The 20,669-nt window shown below is 37.9% G+C and carries 21 protein-coding genes; 9 read left to right on the top strand and 12 right to left on the bottom strand.

Annotated features, from left to right (window positions below):
* Window positions 1-165 precede the first annotated feature (165 nt).
* The 3 genes from rnhA to dnaB all read right to left on the bottom strand — a co-directional run bounded on the left by rnhA (window position 166) and on the right by dnaB (window position 2,977).
* On the bottom strand, window positions 166-648 hold the full coding sequence (gene rnhA, locus IO90_RS03335) for a ribonuclease HI (protein ID WP_034963908.1): 483 nt from the start codon (window positions 646-648) through the stop codon (window positions 166-168).
* A 106-nt stretch (window positions 649-754) separates the two neighbouring features.
* On the bottom strand, window positions 755-1,315 hold the full coding sequence (locus tag IO90_RS03330; RefSeq protein ID WP_051878221.1) for a DUF4240 domain-containing protein: 561 nt from the start codon (window positions 1,313-1,315) through the stop codon (window positions 755-757).
* A gap of 90 nt (window positions 1,316-1,405) precedes the next feature.
* Window positions 1,406-2,977 (bottom strand): replicative DNA helicase, encoded by a 1,572-nt coding sequence (gene dnaB, locus IO90_RS03325; protein ID WP_034963905.1) that lies wholly within the window; start codon window positions 2,975-2,977, stop codon window positions 1,406-1,408.
* A 211-nt stretch (window positions 2,978-3,188) separates the two neighbouring features.
* Here dnaB and IO90_RS03320 point away from each other — a divergent pair, with 211 nt between their 5' ends.
* Together IO90_RS03320 and IO90_RS03315 are read left to right on the top strand one after the other, a co-directional pair.
* Window positions 3,189-4,652, top strand: coding sequence for a DUF5687 family protein (locus IO90_RS03320; RefSeq protein WP_034963902.1), 1,464 nt, complete (start codon window positions 3,189-3,191; stop codon window positions 4,650-4,652).
* Window positions 4,653-4,694: 42 nt separating this feature from the next.
* Entirely contained in the window at window positions 4,695-5,405 is a 711-nt protein-coding gene (locus tag IO90_RS03315; protein ID WP_034963900.1) for an ABC transporter ATP-binding protein, read from the top strand.
* Window positions 5,406-5,516: 111 nt separating this feature from the next.
* On the opposite strand, the gene IO90_RS03310 is transcribed toward IO90_RS03315, so the two are convergent.
* The 3 genes from IO90_RS03310 to fumC form a co-directional block, all read right to left on the bottom strand.
* Window positions 5,517-5,846 carry a DMT family transporter gene (locus IO90_RS03310; RefSeq protein WP_034963897.1) on the bottom strand — a complete coding sequence of 110 codons (330 nt, stop codon included), beginning with the start codon at window positions 5,844-5,846 and terminating at the stop codon, window positions 5,517-5,519.
* A 75-nt stretch (window positions 5,847-5,921) separates the two neighbouring features.
* On the bottom strand, window positions 5,922-6,482 hold the full coding sequence (locus tag IO90_RS03305; RefSeq protein ID WP_034963895.1) for a Crp/Fnr family transcriptional regulator: 561 nt from the start codon (window positions 6,480-6,482) through the stop codon (window positions 5,922-5,924).
* Window positions 6,483-6,563: 81 nt separating this feature from the next.
* On the bottom strand, window positions 6,564-7,958 hold the full coding sequence (gene fumC, locus IO90_RS03300) for a class II fumarate hydratase (RefSeq protein ID WP_034963893.1): 1,395 nt from the start codon (window positions 7,956-7,958) through the stop codon (window positions 6,564-6,566).
* A gap of 275 nt (window positions 7,959-8,233) precedes the next feature.
* Between fumC and IO90_RS03295 the strand changes: the two genes are divergently transcribed.
* Entirely contained in the window at window positions 8,234-8,509 is a 276-nt protein-coding gene (locus IO90_RS03295) for a hypothetical protein (protein ID WP_034963890.1), read from the top strand.
* Between the two features lie 265 nt (window positions 8,510-8,774).
* Window positions 8,775-9,863: a peptide chain release factor 1 gene (gene prfA, locus IO90_RS03290; protein ID WP_034963888.1), complete on the top strand. Its 1,089-nt coding sequence runs from the start codon at window positions 8,775-8,777 to the stop codon at window positions 9,861-9,863.
* Window positions 9,864-10,065: 202 nt separating this feature from the next.
* Here the strand turns inward: prfA and IO90_RS03285 are convergent, their stop codons facing one another.
* The 4 genes from IO90_RS03285 to IO90_RS03270 form a co-directional block, all read right to left on the bottom strand.
* On the bottom strand, window positions 10,066-11,130 hold the full coding sequence (locus tag IO90_RS03285; RefSeq protein ID WP_034963886.1) for a T9SS type A sorting domain-containing protein: 1,065 nt from the start codon (window positions 11,128-11,130) through the stop codon (window positions 10,066-10,068).
* A 243-nt stretch (window positions 11,131-11,373) separates the two neighbouring features.
* Window positions 11,374-12,174: a methionine ABC transporter substrate-binding lipoprotein MetQ gene (gene metQ / locus IO90_RS03280; protein WP_034963883.1), complete on the bottom strand. Its 801-nt coding sequence runs from the start codon at window positions 12,172-12,174 to the stop codon at window positions 11,374-11,376.
* 10 nt (window positions 12,175-12,184) lie between these two features.
* The gene (gene metI, locus IO90_RS03275; RefSeq protein ID WP_034963882.1) at window positions 12,185-12,838 is read right to left on the bottom strand and encodes a methionine ABC transporter permease MetI; all 654 of its coding nucleotides are present in this window, start codon (window positions 12,836-12,838) and stop codon (window positions 12,185-12,187) included.
* Window positions 12,828-13,856 carry a methionine ABC transporter ATP-binding protein gene (locus tag IO90_RS03270; protein WP_034963881.1) on the bottom strand — a complete coding sequence of 343 codons (1,029 nt, stop codon included), beginning with the start codon at window positions 13,854-13,856 and terminating at the stop codon, window positions 12,828-12,830. The genes metI and IO90_RS03270 overlap by 11 nt, the downstream gene beginning before the upstream one ends.
* A gap of 408 nt (window positions 13,857-14,264) precedes the next feature.
* Between IO90_RS03270 and IO90_RS03265 the strand changes: the two genes are divergently transcribed.
* The 5 genes from IO90_RS03265 to IO90_RS03245 all read left to right on the top strand — a co-directional run bounded on the left by IO90_RS03265 (window position 14,265) and on the right by IO90_RS03245 (window position 18,101).
* Entirely contained in the window at window positions 14,265-15,665 is a 1,401-nt protein-coding gene (locus IO90_RS03265) for a nucleoside recognition domain-containing protein (protein WP_034963879.1), read from the top strand.
* 46 nt (window positions 15,666-15,711) lie between these two features.
* Entirely contained in the window at window positions 15,712-16,104 is a 393-nt protein-coding gene (locus tag IO90_RS03260) for a hypothetical protein (RefSeq protein WP_034963877.1), read from the top strand.
* An 80-nt stretch (window positions 16,105-16,184) separates the two neighbouring features.
* A complete protein-coding gene (locus tag IO90_RS03255; protein ID WP_034963874.1) occupies window positions 16,185-16,946 on the top strand; it encodes an alpha/beta fold hydrolase in 762 nt (253 codons plus the stop codon).
* Between the two features lie 89 nt (window positions 16,947-17,035).
* Window positions 17,036-17,659, top strand: coding sequence for a ribosome biogenesis GTP-binding protein YihA/YsxC (gene yihA, locus IO90_RS03250; RefSeq protein ID WP_034963872.1), 624 nt, complete (start codon window positions 17,036-17,038; stop codon window positions 17,657-17,659).
* The gene (locus IO90_RS03245) at window positions 17,652-18,101 is read left to right on the top strand and encodes a GNAT family N-acetyltransferase (protein WP_034963870.1); all 450 of its coding nucleotides are present in this window, start codon (window positions 17,652-17,654) and stop codon (window positions 18,099-18,101) included. Before yihA ends, IO90_RS03245 begins: the two co-directional genes overlap by 8 nt.
* 158 nt (window positions 18,102-18,259) lie before the next feature.
* Here IO90_RS03245 and IO90_RS03240 read toward each other — a convergent pair whose 3' ends face one another.
* Window positions 18,260-18,922 carry a response regulator gene (locus IO90_RS03240; protein ID WP_034963868.1) on the bottom strand — a complete coding sequence of 221 codons (663 nt, stop codon included), beginning with the start codon at window positions 18,920-18,922 and terminating at the stop codon, window positions 18,260-18,262.
* Between the two features lie 3 nt (window positions 18,923-18,925).
* The gene (locus IO90_RS03235) at window positions 18,926-20,599 is read right to left on the bottom strand and encodes a tetratricopeptide repeat-containing sensor histidine kinase (protein ID WP_131450811.1); all 1,674 of its coding nucleotides are present in this window, start codon (window positions 20,597-20,599) and stop codon (window positions 18,926-18,928) included.
* Window positions 20,600-20,669 lie beyond the last annotated feature (70 nt).

Below are 20,669 nucleotides of genomic sequence, written 5' to 3'. Positions count from 1 at the left end.
TGGTTGTTGCTTTTTGTGCTTTGCAATCAATCAAAAAGTTTTATGAGATCTTCTAAAAAGCATTTGAAAGCCACTTAGGAAACTAATAATTTGCTAGTGCCAAAAGAGGTGCATAAGCTTCAAGAAATTTAGAAAATAAACAATAACATTTAATTTTTTGATTGTTTAAAACAATCCACCTTCACTTTGATTCTCAAAATAAGCATCAATTTCTAACTTTCCAGATTTAGTGGCAGCCACAGCTAATTGATCGCAGATCTCATTTTCGAGATGTCCGGCGTGACCTTTGATCCAGTGAAATTTTGGATTGTGAAGTTGATATAACTTGTAAAATTCTTTCCAGAGATCAGGGTTTTTCACGTTTTTCCAGCCACGTTTGATCCAGCCGTAGATCCATTTTTGGTTGATGGCATCCGCAACATATTTGCTGTCGGTGAAGATGTGAACTTCATTATCAGAAGTTCTAAGATTGCCAAGCGCCACGATTACCGCCATCAGTTCCATCCGGTTGTTGGTGGTTTTTCGGAACCCTTTGGAATAGGTTTTCTGGTACTTTTTCTCTGGAACGCGCATCAGAATTCCGTAACCACCTGGTCCGGGATTTCCACTGCAAGCGCCGTCTGTGTAGATTTCGATTCTTAAACTCAAATTAAAGGAACTAAAGGATAATGGATTTTAAAGCAAACAAGCCTTATTTATTTTCAAATTCGGCAAAAAGGTTGGGACAAACTTTCTTCATACTTTCTGGATTTTCCTACTGCCAATTAAATTCGAATTGAGGATAATTTCCTTCTTTAGTTTTAAAATTATCTTCGTCTATATAATCATATAATTCCTTTCCGGTATTTTTTTCAAAAGCTTCAAGAGCAACGTACCAAAAAAGTTCAAATTCGTAAATATCTTCTTCCGCAAAATCTTTTTGAGAAATAAGGGTGTCGGGATTTCTCTTGGCATTGTAAAAAACCTCTTTTCCTCTTGAAATGACCCAGTTTCTAAAATATTCGAAACCGTCATCGGAACTTCCGCCATTCATTAGATAACTCGCGCACCACATCTCGGAAGTATAGGTGTCATAGAGAAGCTTGTCGGTTCTCAATCTGAAACCAACCATTTGTTTTGGTGCCAATTTCGAGATTTCTGAAATTAGAAATTGCTCTTGCTCATTTTGATTTGTAGAATTTTTAAGAGAAGCATCAATAATTTTCCAATACAAATCCTCATCAAGCATCTCCGCTGTTTTTTCGAGATTTAAAGGTTTGGAAATCGGCGTTGAAGGCTTTTCGTCTTTACCGAATAAATTTTTAAAGAATCCCATATTGTCTGTGTTTGAGCAGGAATAAAATAATGTAAGAAATATTAATGCGAAACTTATTTTTTTGAAATTAAGATGATTGTGTGTCATTAATTAAAATGGCATATCATCGTCATCATCATTCATCGCAGAGCCAGAAACCTGATTGTTATTCGGGAGTCCGAAAGCGGAATGTGGATCGCTCGTGATCGTGATTCTATCAAAACCTGAAGGCTCATCTTTCTGTCCAAAATTGGAAGGCGTGTATTCGTAATTCGTCCCAAGATCGGCAAACTTACCAATATTCTTGTGAAAAGCTAAACGAACGTCTGCAGTTGCGCCATTTCTGTGTTTTGCGATGATGATCTCAGCTTGGTTTTCTGTGCTCGTTTCTGCACCTTCCTCGTCATTATCCCAAACGCCGATCTTGTAATATTCTGGTCGGAAGATGAAGGATACGATATCCGCATCCTGTTCGATGGCTCCAGATTCACGGAGGTCGGAAAGCATTGGTCTTTTCCCGGGACGCGTTTCCACACTTCTGGAAAGCTGGGAAAGTGCAATTACGGGAACGTTAAGTTCTTTTGCAATGGCCTTTAGAGATCTGGAAATCATTGCTATTTCCTGCTCACGGTTTCCAGCGCCTTTTCCAGAACTGGCCGTCATCAGCTGAAGGTAATCGACCATGATGATCTTTACGCCGTGTTGCATTACCAATCGTCGACATTTCGCACGGAAATCGAAGATGGAAAGGGAAGGTGTTTCGTCAATATAAAGCGGTGCATTTTCCAAGGCAGAAACATTGGTAAATAATCTTTGCCATTCTTCATCCGCCATTTGTCCTTTTCTCAATTTCTCTGATGAAATCCCAGTTTCTGAAGAAATCATCCTTGTGATCAACTGAACCGAAGCCATCTCCAGAGAGAATAGCGCCATCGGAATATTATGATCCACGCAGATGTTTCTCGCCATCGAAAGGATGAAAGCTGTTTTTCCCATCGCAGGTCTTGCTGCAATGATGATAAGGTCGGAATTTTGCCAACCTCCAGTTTCTTTGTCCAAAGCGGTAAATCCAGACGGAACTCCTGACAAACCTTCTTTATCTTTCAAAGATTTAATCTTTTCAATCGCTTCTTTTACCAATGAATTGGCTGTGTCAAAACCTTTTTTGATGGTGCCGTTCGTAATTTCGAAGAAAGATTGTTCAGCCTTATCCAACAATTCGAAAACGTCTGTGGTTTCTTTGTAAGAGCTGTCGATCACATTAGCAGACACATTGATCAAAGATCTTAAAATGAATTTTTCCAAAATCACACGCACGTGATATTCGATGTGAGCAGATGAACTTACACCCATCGTCAAGTCAATAATGTAATGATCGCCACCGCCGAGACTTAGTTTTTCAGTCCTTTTAAGTTCTTGAATTACAGTCATCAAGTCAATCGGTGAATTGCTTTCGTACAATTTCAAGATTGCCGCAAAAATGGTCTGGTGCCTTGGGTCGTAGAAAACTTCTGCGGTTAATAAGTCTATGGAATGGTCGAGTCCTTTTCTGTCAATTAGAAAAGTTCCGATTACAATTTTTTCAAAATCCAATGCGTTGGGTGGCATTTTGCCATCCGAAATAGAGAGTTCCTTTGCAAAATTACCGTGAATCAAACTCGATAATGTATCCTTCTGTGCCATTGTACAAAGATAGTTTTTTTAGAATTTTTCTGTGATCAAGATGCTAACAAAATTATTCACAATTGAAAGAAATCCTTTATTCAAAGGTGTAAAAATGTTAGTAAATTAAATTATTCCAAATTTTCTGTAACAATTCCGCGAAAAAGTGAACTTAATAGATAGAAACATTCACAAATTCTAAATTCATTAAATTTAACCAAAATACATTTCTATGCTGCAACGATTTATCAAGTTAGAATTCAAAGGTTTTTTCAGATCCAGCGCTTTGGCCGCCAATATTGTGATGAAGATCTTCCAGATCTTGGGAATTCTTTACATGCTTGCGGTTTTCGTATTTTTGGCAATTGGCGCTTTTTATTATCCGAAAAAAGAAATGCACATTGATCCATTGCCGTTCATCAGCAAGTTTATGGTTTATTGGTTGGTTGCAGATCTCTTTATAAGATATTTTTTCCAACAGATGCCTACTCAGAACATCAAACCTTTTCTGACGATGAATATCAAGAAAAGCACTTTGGTCAATTACATGATTAGCAAGACTTTCACCTCGTTTTTCAGTTGGAGTGGCCTTTTTATCTACATCCCGTTTTTGGCGATTTTACTTTATAATGATTATTCGATTCTTGGGAGTTTTGCTTGGGTTTTTACAGTCATTATTCTAAGTTGTTGTAGCAATTTCCTCAATATTCTTTTGAATGGAAAAGACATTGTAGTTTGGATTATCGGTATTCTTTTGGTCACATTAGGCGGTTTGGATTATTACAAGATCATCTCTTTGTCGTCACTTTCCGAAGTTGTCTTTATGGCATTCTACAACCATTGGTGGCTGATTTTAATTCCGATTGCATTGATGATCACCGGATTTTTAATTGTTAAAAAATTCATCAAAGAAAATTTCTACTTGGACAAAAGTTTGGAAATGAAAAAAGAAGTTGGTGAAACAGAAAACATCGAATTCCTCAATAGATACGGCGTTCTGGGTACTTTCATCAACAATGATATCCGAATGATCAAACGCAGCAAAGCGGCAAAATCGATTGCATTAGGAAGCTTTCTATTTTTGTTTTATGGATTGCTGATGTTCAGTTCTCCGATATACCAAACGCCTTATATGGAGTTGTTTATGGGCTTATTCGTGACTGGTGGATTTCTTTTTATGTTTGGGCAAAGAGTACCTTCTTTCGACAGTTCTTACTATCCATTGATGATGACTTTGAACGTTCCCTACAAAGAATATCTGAAGGCAAAGTGGTGGCTCATCGTGAGTGCTGTTGGCGTGAGTATGATTTTGGCGGTTGCTTATGCGTTTGTAAGTTGGGAGTTGTATTTCACATTTCTCGCTGGCGGACTTTATAATATTGGCGTCAATTCTCAGATTGTTTTGTTGTCTGGCGCGTACAACAAAAATCCCATTGATCTCAATTCCAGAAACAAATCTATGGGAAAAAGCAACAATTTCAGTTTCAAAAGTATCTTGCTGATTCTTCCTCAAATGGTTTTGCCGATGGCTGTTTTCGCTGGAACAAAATATTTGTTCGGAACCACTGCAGCCGTAGCAAGTCTGGGTGTTTTGGGATTGATTGGCTTTTTATTTAGAGAAAAATTCTTCGATTTCATTGTCAAACTTTACAAAAAAGAAAAATATTCCACCATCAAAGCCTTCAAAGGAAATTAAAATTTCTAGAATCTAAACTCTCACTTATAATATCTAAATAAAATGATCACAATAAACAACCTTTCCAAAGTTTACGAAAACAAAAAAGTATTGGGCATAGAAACCTTAGATTTCCAAAAAGGCAAAACCATTGGTTTGGTAGGAAACAACGGTGCTGGGAAAACCACTTTGTTCAGTTTGATTCTAGATTTGATCGAGCCAACTTCGGGTTTCGTTTCCATAGATCAAGAAAAAGTCAACGAGTCCGAAAACTGGAAAAACAAAGTTGGCGCATTCATCGATGAAACATTTCTGATAGGCTATCTCACGCCAGAAGAATATTTCTATTTCCTTGGCGAGCTGCGAGGACAAAGCAAAGCCAACGTTGACGAATTCCTGAAAAACTTCAGCGATTTCTTCAACGGCGAAATCCTAAATGCCAAAAAATACATCCGCGACCTTTCCAAAGGAAATATGAAAAAAGTCGGGATCATCGGTGCTTTGATAGGAACACCTCAGATTATTATCCTTGATGAGCCTTTTGCAAATTTGGATCCTTCAACCCAAATCAAATTGAAAAATCTGATCCGCGATTGGTCAAAAAATTTAGATTCAACGTTTTTGATTTCCAGCCACGATTTGGCTCACACAACAGAGGTTTGCGAAAGAATTGTGGTCATCAACAAAGGCGAATTGGTGAGAGACATTCAGACGTCTCCTGAAACTTTGAGAGATCTGGAGCAATATTTTGCAGACCAAGTGACTTCAATTTAATTTTAAAATATTTTTTATCTCGCCGATTTAACAGATTGCACGATTTTTACTTAAAATGAATCTGCCAAATTTGCTAAATCAGCGAGAGAAATATTTATATCATATTAAATTTTAATGAGAAGAAACCGCCTTCAGTCCAACAATAGAACCAATTAAGGTGATAATAAAAAAGATTCTCCAAAACGTTGCAGGCTCTTTAAAAATATAAATCCCAACCAAAACGGTTCCTACGGCGCCAATTCCTGTCCAAACCGCATAAGCTGTTCCCAATGGAAGACTTTGCGAGGCTTTCATCAGCAAAACCATACTGAGAATCAGAGAAACCAAGAACCCGCCGTACCAAAAGTAGGATTCGGTTCCACTCGTTTCTTTCGCCTTTCCTAAGCAAGACGTAAATCCGACTTCAAAAAGTCCCGCGATGATCAAAATAATCCAATTCATTTTATAATTAATTTCAAGACTGCAAAGTTCACTTTCGAAACTCGAAAAGTTTTATACAAATGATAAAAAAGGAAATTAAATTTCAGCTCGGATCCTGCTTAAACTCACTTGCGTGATCCCAAGAAATGAAGCAATGTAACCCAACTGAACTCTTTGAAGAATCTCTGGTTGCTCTTTCAAAAGTTGCAAATAACGTTGAGACGCTGTTCGGAATTGTCTGGAAATAAATAATTCCTCAGTTTTCACCAATTCTTTCTCGGCTAATTTTCTTCCCCAATTGGCAATGTGAATATCCGTTTCGAAAAGTTCTCGAAGTGCTGAGATTTCCAATTGATACAAAACCGAATCTTCCAAAAGATGGATGTTTTCGTAATTCGGATGATTATCAACATAACTTTTCATAGGCAAAACCACATCACCTTCTTTTCCAAACCAAAACGTCACATCTTGATTTTCTTGAGGAACGAAAGCCCGTACAATTCCTTTTTTAATAAAATAAATGGTCTTTTCAACTTTCCCGGCTTGGATGATAATAATGTCTTTTGGGAACTCGATTTCGGAGATCAAAGTCTTCAGAACTGATTTCGAATGCTCTGGAAGTGGAAATATGCGGTCAAGAATCATATCAATATTCATAACTGAAATTTAATAAAAATAAAAACTCCGAGAAAAAAACCTCGGAGTTTGTCTATTATCTTTTGTCTAAAAGTCTATTTTCTATTTCAAGCTTCCAACCATATCTTCTGGTTTTACCCATTCGTCAAATTGTTCGACAGTCAAAAGTCCAAGGTTTACGGCTTCTTCTTTCAAGGTTGTTCCGTTCTTGTGGGCTGTTTTAGCGATTTTCGCCGCATTTTCGTAACCGATGTGCGTGTTAAGCGCTGTCACCAACATCAAAGATTTGTCAACCAATTCCTTGATTCTCGGCTCGTTCGGCTCGATTCCAACCGCACAATGGTCATTAAATGAAATCATAGAATCCGCCAACAACTGTGCAGATTGCAAGAAATTGTAAGCCATCACTGGTTTGAAAACATTAAGTTCATAATTTCCTTGTGTTCCAGCGAAAGAAATTGTTGTATCGTTTCCAAGAACTTGCGCGCAAACCATAGTAATTGCTTCATTCTGAGTAGGATTCACTTTTCCTGGCATAATAGAAGAACCTGGTTCGTTTTCCGGAATGTGGATTTCGCCGATTCCCGATCTTGGTCCAGAAGCCAAAAGTCTAATGTCCTGGGCAATTTTGTAAAGAGAAACCGCCAACTGTTTCAAAGCGCCGTGAGATTCAACAATTCCGTCGTGCGCTGCCAAAGCCTCGAATTTATTCGGAGCTGTCACGAAAGGAAGTCCTGTGAAGTCTGCAATATATTTAGCCACCAAAACATCATAACCTTTCGGTGTATTAAGTCCAGTTCCAACTGCAGTTCCACCAAGCGCCAATTCTTTTAAGTGGTCCAAAGTATTATTAATTGCTTTTTTCGCATAATCCAACTGGGCAACGTAGCCAGAGAATTCTTGTCCCAGTGTCAAAGGCGTCGCATCCATCAGGTGCGTTCTTCCGATTTTCACGATGTTCTGGAATTTCTTCGCTTTCTCGTCCAGCGTATTTCTTAATTTTTCCAAGGCAGGCAAAGTATCTTTCACCACTTTCGTGTAAGCTGCGATGTGCATTGCCGTTGGATAAGTGTCGTTGGAAGACTGGGATTTGTTCACATCATCATTCGGGTGAACCAAAGTTTTCTCACCAAGATTTCCACCGTTCAAAACGTGAGATCTGTTGGCAACCACTTCGTTCACATTCATATTGGATTGCGTACCAGAACCAGTTTGCCAAATTACCAAAGGAAACTCATCGTACAATTTTCCTTCCAGGATCTCATCACAAACTTTCCCGATCAGGTCTCTTTTCTCATTGTCAAGAACGCCTAACTCCGCATTGGTAAAAGCAGCCGCTTTTTTAAGGTAAGCAAACGCATCGATGATCTCGCGAGGCATACTTCCTTCCGGCCCGATTTTGAAATTATTTCTGGAACGCTCCGTCTGTGCACCCCAAAATTTCTCTGCAGGCACTTGCACGTCGCCCATTGTGTCTTTTTCGATTCTGAAACTCATTATATTATATTTATTTTATTTTAGGAGCTTTATCCCGCTTTCCGCTATTACTCCTCACGCCAGGGCTTTTCCCAAGGCTCGTTCCGGGGTAACCGCTGCAATCGGGGCTAATTAGTTTGGTTTGTTTTTTCAATTTTCCCCACCAACTTTCAACTGATTTTTACAACCTTACGAAAATACTAAAAACTAAAAGTTCAGCAAAATGAAAAAAATCAATCCAGAAATTTTGTGAAATAGAATAAAAACGTCTATTTTTGCTCAAAATAAATAGCATTATGATGTTATCAGCGTTTTGGCCTTTCTACCAATTTTTATGGACAGTTTATTTCTTCACAATGTTTTTGTGTGGATTTTGGTGTATTTTTATGTTCTTCGGATTTATCGTACCACTTTGGTTAACAGAGGGTGTAGCGGAATATTTCGGGAAGATCAACAAGAATTTTGATCCAGAGCAAGTGAGATACAAAAAGCTTTATGAGCAAGAAGGTGTAGAGGTAGTCTATCAGAGACCGGCAGGCGAAAAACCAGTAAGCCACGGTCACCACCATTAATTTGGCAATTTTCTTTTCGTAAGAGATTGCACTCAAAGCGAAACAATATATATTTAAATCCATTCTTTTTATGAGAGTGGATTTTCTTTTTAACTACAAAAGACACGAAGGAATTCACAAAGAACACAATTAAGTAATTGTATAAGATTATCTTAGTGATCCTTGTGTAAAAAATTGGTGTCTTTGTGGTTTAAACTTCTGACATCCATCTTCCCACTTCCCATTTAAATCTAATTTCTGTATCTTTGCACCTTAAAAATTTAATATGTCCAAGTCATTAATTCCAAAACTGGAAGCGATAAAACAACGATATAATGAGGTCGCGGATCTTATCATCCAACCAGATGTGATCACTGACCAAAAAAGATATTCCACACTCAACAAAGAATACAGCGACTTGGGAAAGATCGTGAAAGTATTTGATGAATATAAAGGCGCGCTTGATACAATTGCAGAATCCGACGAGATCATTGCCGACGGTTCTGACAAAGAATTCGTAGAAATGGCAAAGCAGGAGAAGTACGAAGCTATGGACAAACTTCCTGAGTATGAGGAACAGCTTAAATTCCTATTGATCCCGAAAGATCCTACCGATGACAAAAACGTGATTGTGGAACTTCGTGCCGGAACAGGTGGTGATGAAGCCGCGATATTCGTGGAAGATGTTTACAGAGCTTACGCGATGTATTTCAAGACCAAAGGTTGGAAACACGAGATCACCGATTCCAGCGAATCTACAAAAGGTTACAAAGAATTGATCTTGAAAGTAGAAGGCGAAGGTGTTTACGGAATTATGAAATTTGAATCCGGCGTTCACCGTGTGCAACGTGTTCCGGAAACTGAATCTCAAGGTCGTGTTCATACGTCTGCGATTACGATTGCCGTTTTGCCAGAAGCAGAAGAAATCGATTTTGAACTGAATCCTGCAGACATCGAGATGCAGACTTCACGTTCTGGTGGTGCTGGTGGACAGAACGTAAACAAAGTTGAAACGAAAGTTCAGTTGACGCACAAACCGTCTGGAATGGTCGTGGTTTGTCAGCAAGCACGTTCTCAGTTGGCAAACAGAGAATTAGCGATGGAAATGCTTCGTACAAAGTTATATGATATTGAGGTTCAGAAATCTGTCGGTGACATTGCCGCGCAACGTAAATCTATGGTTTCTACAGGTGACCGTTCTGCAAAGATCAAAACTTACAACTATCCACAAGGAAGAGTTACCGATCATAGGATCAACAAGTCGATGTACAATCTGGATGCTTATATGAACGGCGATATTTCTGAGATGATCGATGCCGTAATAATGGCAGAAAATGCTGAAAAACTGAAAGGTGAAGAAGAAGGAATTTCTTAAGATTCTCAATCTAGATAAAAAACAATAGAGTCGGAAAAAATTCCGACTTTATTGTTTCTATACAGCTGATATAAATCTAAATAACAAAATTCACCATTACTATTTTAATTTGATTCCGTTGTTTACTATTAAAAATGGCCAGAATTTTTTCTGGCCACTATTATTTTTGAGTTTACTTTTAGTCGCTAATTCATTAAAAAAATTAATTTTTAATAAATTTCTTAGTCGTTGTTTTTCCGTTTTCAAAAGTGATTTTGATGAAATAGTTTCCTTTTGTCAAACGAGAAATATCAACTGTAGTTTTTTTGGTTTCAGAAATTTTTTGTCCTGTAAATGATAAAATCTCCACGGACTTCAAAGCACTTTCTGTATTGATTGTAATGGTTTTGTTAGCAGGATTTGGCCCAAAAGAGAAATCGGATTTACTAAATTCATTGACTGCCAAAGTATTGTTCGTCTTGTTCACACATCTTACGGAATATCCAAAACTTTTTGCATCACCACCAAAACCAGTTGTGCTGGCAGCCGCGGCTCCTAAATAGACATAACGGTAAAAATTTGGGTTTGCACTTGCCGATTTAGTCCAAATATAAGCTCGTGCTCCTTCGAAAGCCCAGCCTGCATCCTTACGAGAACCAGCTCCTGCGATTTTTAGATTGCTCTCAAAACCTCTTACAATGCCACCGTTTGTAGCTCCGGCTGGTCTTGGGAAGATATTTTCTTTTTGCATTACAACATCCCAATCTGCTTCTGAGGGTATTTCCCAATCGTCGCCAATCGCTTTACAAGGATCAATACCATTATGTTCTGTAACTTCCGAAAGATTTTTTGCAGACCAAGTATCATTCTGATTTGGGTTTGCAAACCAGCCTGTATAATTGCCAGACCAAGGTGTACCGCCTCCGATGTAAAACAAAGCTGTTCCTGCTCCTAAACCTACAGGGTTGTTAGGCGTTGGATACTCTTCTGTGGTTTGAGAGGTTTTCAACTGATGCCCGTCATCCCAACGTCCGTATTGGAAATAGTCACCACGGGCGCCTTCGTCAGCAATGCTGGTTGCTACGTTTGAGCTTCCTAGGTTTTGCTGTAGCCATTCGTTTCCATCCGCAGCTCTTACGGTTTTGTAAGAAACAGTTTGGTTTTGATAAGTCAGGCTAACGCAACCATTGTCTCCAACATTGGTTCCCGTCGCTTGAGGTGTACAATTCTGTGATTTGACATTAAGCACTACTGCGAAAAGTCCTAAACAAAAATATTTGTTTATCATAAGTTTAATTTTTTTGCAAACATATTTATTTAGAATCAATAAAAATTATAAAATGATTAAAGTCATAATGTATTAATTAGCTAGATTACCATTTCCTTCTTTTATAATACTGATTTTTAGATATTTATCATGAAATCAACAGAGTGTAAAATATCTAATAAAAATTAGCATTTGTACATAAAAACAAAATTGGCGGCTCAAAATGAACCGCCAACTTAAAAAAGTAGATATAAAAAAGAAGTTTTACCATGCTTTCACAGCACCTCCTTTGAAGGTCTGCTTCGCCACGGATTCTACTTCCGGAGATTGATAAGCTTTGACGAATTTCTTGATCTTTTCGTCATTTTTATTGTCTTCTCTAGAAACAATTAAGTTAGCATAAGGAGAATCCTTGTCCTCTGTAAACAAGCCCTCTTTTTCTGGATCCAATCCTGCCTGCGCTGCAAAATTATTGTTGATGATGGCCAACACCACTTCCTTGTCCTCAAGAACTCTCGGGATTTGAGGTGCTTCCAATTCCAAGATTCTGAAATTTTTGGGATTTTCTGTAATGTCCGTCACTTTCGGAAGCAATCCAATGCCGTCTTTTAATTTGATCAAGCCTTGTTTTTGTAATAATAAAAGCGATCTTCCGCCATTGGTTGGATCATTCGGGATCACGATGGTTTGTCCCGGTTTTAATTCCGAAATTGATTTGATTTTTTTTGAATAAGCAACGATTGGATAAACAAAAGTCTTTCCCACAACTGCCAATTTATAACCTCGTTGTTTGGATTGCTCCTCCAGATAAGGCAAATGTTGGAAAGCGTTCGCATCCACATCACCTTGGTTCAAAGCTTCATTCGGGACAACATAATCGTTGAAGGTTACCAATTCCACATCCAGATTATATTTTTCTTTGGCCACTTTTTTTGCAGCTTCTGCCAAGCTTTGTTCTGGTCCGGAAGCGATTCCGACTTTTAAAATATTTGGGTTTGATTCTTTTTTGCCACAAGCCATTAATGAAATAATCGCGAAGGCAAATGCTATTTTTTTTAAGTTCATTTTTTAATTTTTATCTGTGATTAAATTTTTTTGAAAGGAAATCTCCCAAAATCTGAATGATGAAAACCAGAATTATCAAAAGGACCAAAACCGAATTCATCACCGCAAAATCGTAGCCGATATAACCGTATTGATAACCAACTTGTCCCAATCCGCCAGCACCAACTGCACCACCCATTGCGGAATAACCGACAAGCGTAATCAATGTTATGCTGATATTATTGATAAGCGATGGCAAAGCTTCCGGCAAAAGCACTTTTCTGATGATCTGCAAAGGTTTAGCGCCCATCGATCTTGCTGCTTCTATCAATCCTGAAGGAATTTCCAGCAAACTATTTTCCACCAACCTCGCGATAAATGGAGCTGACCCAACACTCAACGGAACCAAAGCCGCTGCAACGCCAATCGATGTTCCAACAATCGTTCTCGTTAATGGAATCATCCAGACAATCAAAATAATGAATGGAATCGAACGGAAAATATTCACTATGACAGAGACGATCTGATGAGACACCTTATTCTCCAGCAATTGTCCTTTTCTTGTCAGAAATAAGAAAATCCCCATCGGCAATCCCAAAAGAAATCCGAAAAATCCAGAAACCAAGGTCATCACGATCGTTTCTAAGGTCCCTTGAAATAACAAATTGATCATACTATCCGACATAACCTAAAATTTCTGTGTTAGAATATTCATTTTCCAAATAAGCCAAAGCCTCGTTTACTTTTCCACCCTGCAATTCCACCAGCAAAACCCCAAAACTGAGATTCCCAACATATTCCAATTGCGCACTGATGACTTTCGCTTTCACCTGGAATTTCTCAAACAAATTACTAATGACAAAACTCTGATCATCATTACCATTAATGAAAAATTTCACCAACGGATTATTGTTTTCACCATCGATTTTGCTCAATGAATTTTGATAAACCAAAGGCAATTCAACATTAAGCGAAGATTGGATAAATCCTTTAGTAATCTCCTCTTTCGGATTGGTGAAAATCTGTTCCACATTGCCTTGTTCAGCCAATTTTCCGTGATCGATAACCGCTACTTTATCACAAATCGTTTTGATCACTTCCATTTCGTGGGTGATGAGAAGGATTGTCAAGTTCAATTTTTGATTGATGGATTTGAGCAATTTCAAGATCGATTTGGTAGTTGCTGGATCCAGTGCACTTGTCGCTTCATCACAAAGCAAAACTTTCGGATCATTAGCCAAAGCTCTTGCAATCGCGACTCTTTGCTTTTGTCCGCCGGAGAGATTCGCAGGATAATCCTTCGCTTTATCGTTGAGTCCAACAAGATCCAGCAAACTATTGACTTTCTCCTGAATTTCAGATTTTGATTTTCCTTCCAATTCCAAAGGAAATGCGATATTGTCAAAAACCGTTCGGGAAGACAACAGGTTGAAATGCTGAAAGATCATCGCAATCTTTCGTCGTTCCAAAGTCAGTTGAGCATCAGACAATTCTGTCAGTTCAATCTTGTCGACAATCACTTTGCCGTCGTTCGGCCTTTCGAGCAGGTTCACGCAACGGATAAGCGTACTTTTCCCGGCGCCGGAAGTTCCGATCACGCCAAAGATCTCGCCTTTTTCCACCGTCAAAGAAACGTCGGACAATGCGTGGATCGTTTTATTTTTGGTTTTAAAACTTTTGCTAAGGTTTAAAAGTTCAATCATTTCTATCAATTAATTAAAATAAAAAACCTTTCAAATGAGATTATGAAAGGTTTTCAAAATAAACACACTATTCTCTACTTCATTATTATCATCGAAAAATCACTGCAACAAACAACACAAATTTTCAACATCAATAGTGTTCTAAAAAGTCTTTGCAAATTTAAATAATTCAATTCATACCAAACAAGTATAATTTAGATTTATGACAAAAATCAGTTTTTATTTGGGCAACTTATCCGTCCTCCGTTCCCGCTATTTTTTGCCATAGCTATTCCAGCCACAAAAAAATGAGCTCCACTCAGGCCGGGTTGCGGAGATTCTACGTTTCATTTTTATTTTACTTTCTAAATCCCGGTTTCGAAAATCTATTCCCTTTTTTCTTACATTTACTGAAATTAATTTTCCAGAATGGTTCTAAGCAGGATTTGGTCGGCCTTCATCATCATTGCAATTGCAGTTGCCTCTATAAAATATTTAAGTTCGGATAAGTACACGCAGATTTTCAACGATATGGTGGTTGGAAAAGGCGGTGACACGATCAAGATTTCGCAAAAACCATTAGCGCAATTTTCTCCCGACATTCAAAAATCTCTGCAGGCAAATCCAGAGATTGAGGACAATCACATTCATTACAAAATGGATTCTCTTCAAAACGTGTCAACTTACAGAGTTCAATCCACCGACGGCGTTATTGGAACCAGCGAAACCGCGGTCAATATCTGCTTGAAACTGATTGGAATTATGGCACTGTTTATGGGTTTTATGAGCATTGCCGAAAAAGCAGGTGGCATCAATTTTCTCAGCCGACTCATTCAACCATTTTTCTCAAAGCTATTTCCCGAGATTCCAAAAAACCATCCATCTTTCGGGCATATGATGCTGAATTTCAGCGCTAATCTTTTAGGTTTAGATAATGCTGCAACTCCATTCGGACTTAAAGCAATGGAAAGCCTCCAAACTTTGAATCCCGATAAAGACAGAGCCAGCAACGCCCAAATTATGTTTCTCTGTCTGCACGCCAGCGGACTGACTTTGATTCCGGTTTCCATCATCGCCATCCGCTCATCAATGGGCTCTGTGACGCCAACGGACATTTTCCTCCCGTGTATGATCGCGACATTTTGTGCAACTTTGGCAGCGATGACAATTGTCTCGATCAAACAAAAAATCAATCTTTTTCAGCCAATCGTTTTGGCTTATGTTGGTGGGATCTCTGCAATTATTGCATTGCTCGTGATCTACTTGGTTCAGCTGAGCAAAGACGAGCTGGATTACTTCAGCAAGGTGATGAGCAACGGGATTATTTTGTTTATTTTCTTCGCGATTGTGTTGGGTGCGGTTTACAAAAAGATCAATGTTTTCGATGCGTTTATCGATGGTGCAAAAGAAGGATTTAATGTCTGTGTGAAGATCATCCCGTACTTGGTTGGAATGTTGATAGCCATCTCACTACTCAGAACAAGTGGCGTTTTCGAAGTCATTATTGATGGAATGAAATGGATTGCCAGCGCATCTCACCTCGACACCAGATTTGTGGACGGATTACCGACTGCACTCATAAAACCATTGTCTGGTTCGGGCGCAAGAGGAATGATGGTTGATACGATGAAAACCTTTGGAGCGGACAGTTTTCCTGGAAAATTATCAGCCATTTTGCAAGGAAGTTCGGACACGACTTTTTATGTGATTGCCGTTTATTTTGGCTCAGTCGGCATTAGAAATACGAGATATACAGTTGGGTCTATGTTGTTGGCAGATTTGGTTGGCGTGACGGTTTCGGTAATTTTGGCTTACTTATTTTTTGGATAATTATTTGATAAGCTAACAACTTAATCCTGAAACCTAAACCTAATAAATGATTCAAGATAAAGATTTTACATTAAGATTAATCAGACAACTTTCTCAGGCGTTAGAAAAATTACTTCTTGGAAAACCTGAAGAAAGCCTGATGCAGAAAGAACTGGATTTCGATTCTTTGATGAAGGATATCTTCAAAATAGATTTTTTGGAACTTTCCTTAAAATCAAAAGAAGAAATTATCGAAATGGTCAGACTACGCGAATCCAGAGATCATGTGGATTATTACGAGATGCTAGGCAATGTCTTTATGTTTCATTTCCGAACAGAAGATAAATTGAATTTTGCAGAAAAAGCGAAATTTTTTTACGAACTTTATCTTCAGACCAGCGGAATCTTCGCAATGCCGATCATCAACCGCATCAATGAGTTGAACGCAGTGTTAAAATAAATTAAATTTGACCACTTTAGTAGGATTAAAATAAAAATTATTCTTTTATTTGTATTTTTGGCGGGTTATCGAACAGCATTATGATTTTTAAAACTAAAAAAGACACGAAATATACTTATGTAGAAGCGGGTGAAGGCCATCCAATGGTGCTTCTGCATGGTTTGATGGGAGGCTTGAGCAACTTCGATAAGATGATTAACTTCTTCGCGGACAAGGGTTTCCGCGTGATTGTTCCACAATTGCCGATCTACGATTTGCCAATCCTAAACACCAACCTGACTTCAATTTCGAAGTTTGTAGCAAGATTTATAACAGATGTAATTGGAAAACCGGTGACGATTGTCGGTAATTCCATGGGCGGACATATTGGATTGATTTTGACGATCTCTCGTCCGGAATTGGTTCAGAATTTAGTTTTGACAGGCAGTTCTGGCCTTTACGAAAGAACTTTTGGTGACAGCTTTCCAAGAAAAAGCGACAAAGATTATATCAAAAAGAAAACACAGGAAGTTTTTTACGACCCAATTGTTGCGACAGATGAATTGGTGGATGAGGTTTTTGCTGTTGTAAATGACAGGATGAAAGGCATCAAAACCGTTATGTTGGCAAGAAGCGCTATCAAACACAATATGCTGAACGACCTTCCGAAAATCACTTGCCCAACTTGCATCATTTGGGGTAAAAAAGATAACGTGACACCACCAGAAGTGGCAGAAGACATGCACAAATTCATCAAAAACTCCGAGTTGCATTGGATTGAAAAATGTGGCCACGCGGCGATGATGGAAAAGCCAGATGAATTCAACGAGATCCTGTATGGCTGGCTGAAAAGAATCAATTAAAATAGTTTATTAAATAAATTAAAACCATTAAGACATTAAGTTTTCATTGAATAATTTGATTTCTTAATGGTTTTTTATATGATATTAAAATGGTAATCAAAACCGCAGAATTTGTAAAAAGCAGTCAGAAATGGCAGGATTGTCCCGAGCCAACGATGGCAGAATACGCTTTCATCGGGCGTTCCAATGTGGGGAAATCCTCACTCATCAACGCGATGATGAATCACAAAGATTTGGCTAAAACATCTCAAACACCGGGGAAAACCCAATTGATCAATCATTTCTTGGTGAATGAAACTTGGTTTCTGACCGATCTGCCGGGTTATGGTTATGCGAAAGTTTCCAAAAGTCTGAGAAAGGATTTTGAAAAACTAATCACGAATTACATCTTAAACAGACAAAATCTGGTCAATCTTTTTGTTTTGATAGATTCACGTCTTTCGCCTCAGAAAATCGATCTTGAGTTTATGCAATGGTGTGGCGAAAGTAATGTTCCATTTTCCATCGTTTTTACAAAAGTAGATAAGTTGAAACCTGGTGCCGCCGACCGAAACGTAGAAGCGTACAAAAAGGAACTACTGAATACTTGGGAAGACTTGCCAGATATCTACGTAACATCTGCAGAGAAGAAGACCGGGACGGATAATATTCTAAAATTCATCTCGGAAACCAATCAGTTTTTGATCAAAAATAAAGTAAGATTCGATGACTAATATAGATTGGAAAATCAAAACGTTTTCTGAGCTTACAACGGTTGAACTTTACGAAATCATCAAAGCAAGAGTCAACGTTTTTGTTGTAGAACAGGATTGTCCTTATCCAGATTTGGACGATTGCGATCAAAAGGCCATTCACCTTTGGGCAGAAAAAGAAGGAGAAGTTTTGGCGTATTGCAGGATTTTTGACAAAGGCATAAAATATCCCGAAACTTCCATCGGTAGAGTTGTAACAACGGAAAACGGTAGAGGAACCGGACTTGGAAAACAATTGATTTCTTATGCGATTGATATTATTGAAAACCGATTGCGAACCTCAGAAGTTCGAATTTCGGCTCAGGATTATCTACTGAAATTCTATTCGGACTTCGGATTTCAGGACACCGGAAAAAAATATCTTGAGGACAACATTCCTCACACAGAAATGTTTAGAAAATAAAAAAGCCCTGAAGATTATCGCTTCGGGGCTTTAGTTTGAAAATCGAATGTTATTTTGTCTTTGTGTTTTTACGGTTATTAATCTGAAGCAAAATTAGATACATAATTTCATATTTCCTTACGGGAAACCGTAAAATGGAAAAATAATTGAAAATATTTTTAAATTATTCCCAAATCCTTGCAATAGGCAATCAACTGTTCGTTGTTTTTCACCGTCAATGCTAGCTTCATCGCGTTCATTCTTTTTTCTACACTGCTCAAACTATTTGGATGAATATCACGTTCTTGTAAAATTTGGGGGATGTTTTTTTGTAACACACCATCGGAAAGCAACTTTAGAAGAACAATATCATAGTTGCTGAACTCCAGAGTGTTCATACTTTTCACCGGAAGTTTCAGATCGTGCGAGATATAAGTTTCATGATTGCAAACAGCTTCCACCGCTTTTTTCAATTCCTTGGAATCTGATCTTGCTTTTCTGACGAAGGCATTGATTCCTAATTCGTTAAATAACATATCTATGACGCCCAATCTGTGTTCGCCTGAGAATACAATCACCTTCAGTTCAGGATCGAGATCCTTGCAAGATTTTATCAATTCTCTTCCGTTTTTTATCAATTGTTTTCTGTGGTCTTCCTCAAAAGAGAGATCCGTGATCAGCAATTGAAAGGATTCGGAATCCAGAGATTTTTTGAGATGAGACAATGCATCATCACAGTAATAAACATGATCTACAATAGGAATCTGCAATTCCTCAAGCACCTTTTGTACAGAAAAATTACTACTCTCGTGATCCTCTGCAATTAATATTTTAGTAAACATTTTCTACAGTTTTATTGACAATTTTAAACCATTCAAACTTCCCTCAATCTCAAATTCTCCATTGATTTCCTTCAATCGTGATCTCATATTACTGAATCCATTTTTCTCCACAAAACTTTCTGAAAGTCCGATTCCATTATCAAAATATTTGATTTCGTGAGAATTATTTTCTTTAATAAACCTCAAAATAACCTGCGTAGCTTGGCTATGTTTTTTCATATTCACGAGCAATTCTCTGATGATTTGAAAAAGTTCGTCTTGAGAAAATTGATTGATTCCCAGCCAAAAATCGGGATCATTTCCGATAATGATAAATTTTGTTTTACCGTTGTCAAAAGAACTGATCAACCCAGAAATTCTTTCGTTGAATTCCTGTTGCAATGGATTGTCGTAAGAAAGATTCCTGGATTTTTCGTACATCAGTTCCAGTTTGTCCAGAATTTTCTCTTTCGGAATATCATTTTGATTTTCAATAGTTGACATTACTTCGTAGATTCCATTCGCCACCACATCGTGTACTTTTTTAGAAAGATCCAAGCGTTGTTCCTGCAGTCTTTTATTTGCTTCTATCACCATTCTTTTTCGTTTCCTTCGGATCCACAAAAAAGCTAAAAATCCAAATGCAATTGCAATGAGAGAAACACTCCAACTGATAATTTTTTGACGGAGCATTTTAATCTCGTTAACGGATTTTTCTTTTTGCAAATTTAGATTCTCGGCTTTAGCTTCTTCACTTTCAAAACGAATGAGCGCAAATTGATTTTTAGCTTTATTTTGCGCATTCATCAAACTATCCTGAATCCGAGAATACTCGTCGAAATATTTTTGAGAATGTGGACCATCAGAAAGTCGGATCAAGTTTTGAAGCGCTTCCAGCTGATCTACTGGATATTTCAAATCCTTGGCCAGCGAAAGCATTTTCTCTGCAAACAACTTGGCAGAATCTGTTTTTTTATCCAAAAAGAAAGCTGCGAGATAAGCGTACGAGGCATCTCTCGTCCAATCATCATCTATGCTGTCACTTAGTTTTTCTGCGTGCAGATAATTTTTAACTGGATTGTAATTTGGATTTTCAAACCATTTGGATCTTGTGTAATTCAGTAATAATTTGGGATAAAATTCACTTTTGGAACCAACACTGTCAATCAGTTTTTCGTAGATGCGGACGGCTTTGTCATATCTCTTTTCGTTATGATAAACGATAGCAATATTGTTTGCCAACGCCATTTTGTCGATTGGATCTTTTGTAAAAAGAAGTGCTTTATCGTAGAAACGTTTGGCGTCTTTGTAATTTTTCAGATTATTGGATGCAACGCCCAAATTGTTATAATTGCAAAATAGAATCTCAAAATGCGCTATATTGTTTTCATCAAAAAATTCCCGTGCCTGCAGACTGGTTTCTATGCTTCCAAAATTATCGCCCTCACTTTCTTGGATGATCGCCATATTCACAAAACTCTTGCCCAATCCGAAACTGTCATTTCTTTTGAGAAAAAGCTCTCTTCCTTTGTTCAAATAGTAAAATGCGCTGTCCGACTCGTTCTTGTCCAGAAAAACGAAGGCTTTTTCGTAGTAAGGATTCGGTTGCTTTTCTGTTGTTTTCTTGTTTTCTACTATCTCTTTTTTTGAGCACGAAAACAGTACCAACAGCAAGAAACAATAGATAGCTTTTTGCAAATTTTACAATTAAAGCGAAATTTAAGAAAAACAGAATTAAGTTCCAATTATTTGGTATTAAATCATTTGA

The sequence above is a fragment of the Chryseobacterium sp. FH1 genome (assembly GCF_000735135.1).
Lineage (GTDB): Bacteria > Bacteroidota > Bacteroidia > Flavobacteriales > Weeksellaceae > Epilithonimonas.
This window is presented reverse-complemented; position numbering and strand designations above follow the sequence as displayed.

Bases quoted from the DNA above. Each gene is read 5' to 3' on its own strand.
- IO90_RS03330 (WP_051878221.1), bottom strand. From the start codon at position 1,315: ATGGGATTCTTTAAAAATTTATTCGGTAAAGACGAAAAGCCTTCAACG.
- dnaB (WP_034963905.1), bottom strand. From the start codon at position 2,977: ATGGCACAGAAGGATACATTATCGAGTTTGATTCACGGTAATTTTGCA.
- IO90_RS03320 (WP_034963902.1), top strand. From the start codon at position 3,189: ATGCTGCAACGATTTATCAAGTTAGAATTCAAAGGTTTTTTCAGATCC.
- IO90_RS03315 (WP_034963900.1), top strand. From the start codon at position 4,695: ATGATCACAATAAACAACCTTTCCAAAGTTTACGAAAACAAAAAAGTA.
- IO90_RS03310 (WP_034963897.1), bottom strand. From the start codon at position 5,846: ATGAATTGGATTATTTTGATCATCGCGGGACTTTTTGAAGTCGGATTT.
- IO90_RS03305 (WP_034963895.1), bottom strand. From the start codon at position 6,482: ATGAATATTGATATGATTCTTGACCGCATATTTCCACTTCCAGAGCAT.
- fumC (WP_034963893.1), bottom strand. From the start codon at position 7,958: ATGAGTTTCAGAATCGAAAAAGACACAATGGGCGACGTGCAAGTGCCT.
- IO90_RS03295 (WP_034963890.1), top strand. From the start codon at position 8,234: ATGATGTTATCAGCGTTTTGGCCTTTCTACCAATTTTTATGGACAGTT.
- prfA (WP_034963888.1), top strand. From the start codon at position 8,775: ATGTCCAAGTCATTAATTCCAAAACTGGAAGCGATAAAACAACGATAT.
- IO90_RS03285 (WP_034963886.1), bottom strand. From the start codon at position 11,130: ATGATAAACAAATATTTTTGTTTAGGACTTTTCGCAGTAGTGCTTAAT.
- metQ (WP_034963883.1), bottom strand. From the start codon at position 12,174: ATGAACTTAAAAAAAATAGCATTTGCCTTCGCGATTATTTCATTAATG.
- metI (WP_034963882.1), bottom strand. From the start codon at position 12,838: ATGTCGGATAGTATGATCAATTTGTTATTTCAAGGGACCTTAGAAACG.
- IO90_RS03270 (WP_034963881.1), bottom strand. From the start codon at position 13,856: ATGATTGAACTTTTAAACCTTAGCAAAAGTTTTAAAACCAAAAATAAA.
- IO90_RS03265 (WP_034963879.1), top strand. From the start codon at position 14,265: ATGGTTCTAAGCAGGATTTGGTCGGCCTTCATCATCATTGCAATTGCA.
- IO90_RS03260 (WP_034963877.1), top strand. From the start codon at position 15,712: ATGATTCAAGATAAAGATTTTACATTAAGATTAATCAGACAACTTTCT.
- IO90_RS03255 (WP_034963874.1), top strand. From the start codon at position 16,185: ATGATTTTTAAAACTAAAAAAGACACGAAATATACTTATGTAGAAGCG.
- yihA (WP_034963872.1), top strand. From the start codon at position 17,036: ATGGTAATCAAAACCGCAGAATTTGTAAAAAGCAGTCAGAAATGGCAG.
- IO90_RS03245 (WP_034963870.1), top strand. From the start codon at position 17,652: ATGACTAATATAGATTGGAAAATCAAAACGTTTTCTGAGCTTACAACG.
- IO90_RS03240 (WP_034963868.1), bottom strand. From the start codon at position 18,922: ATGTTTACTAAAATATTAATTGCAGAGGATCACGAGAGTAGTAATTTT.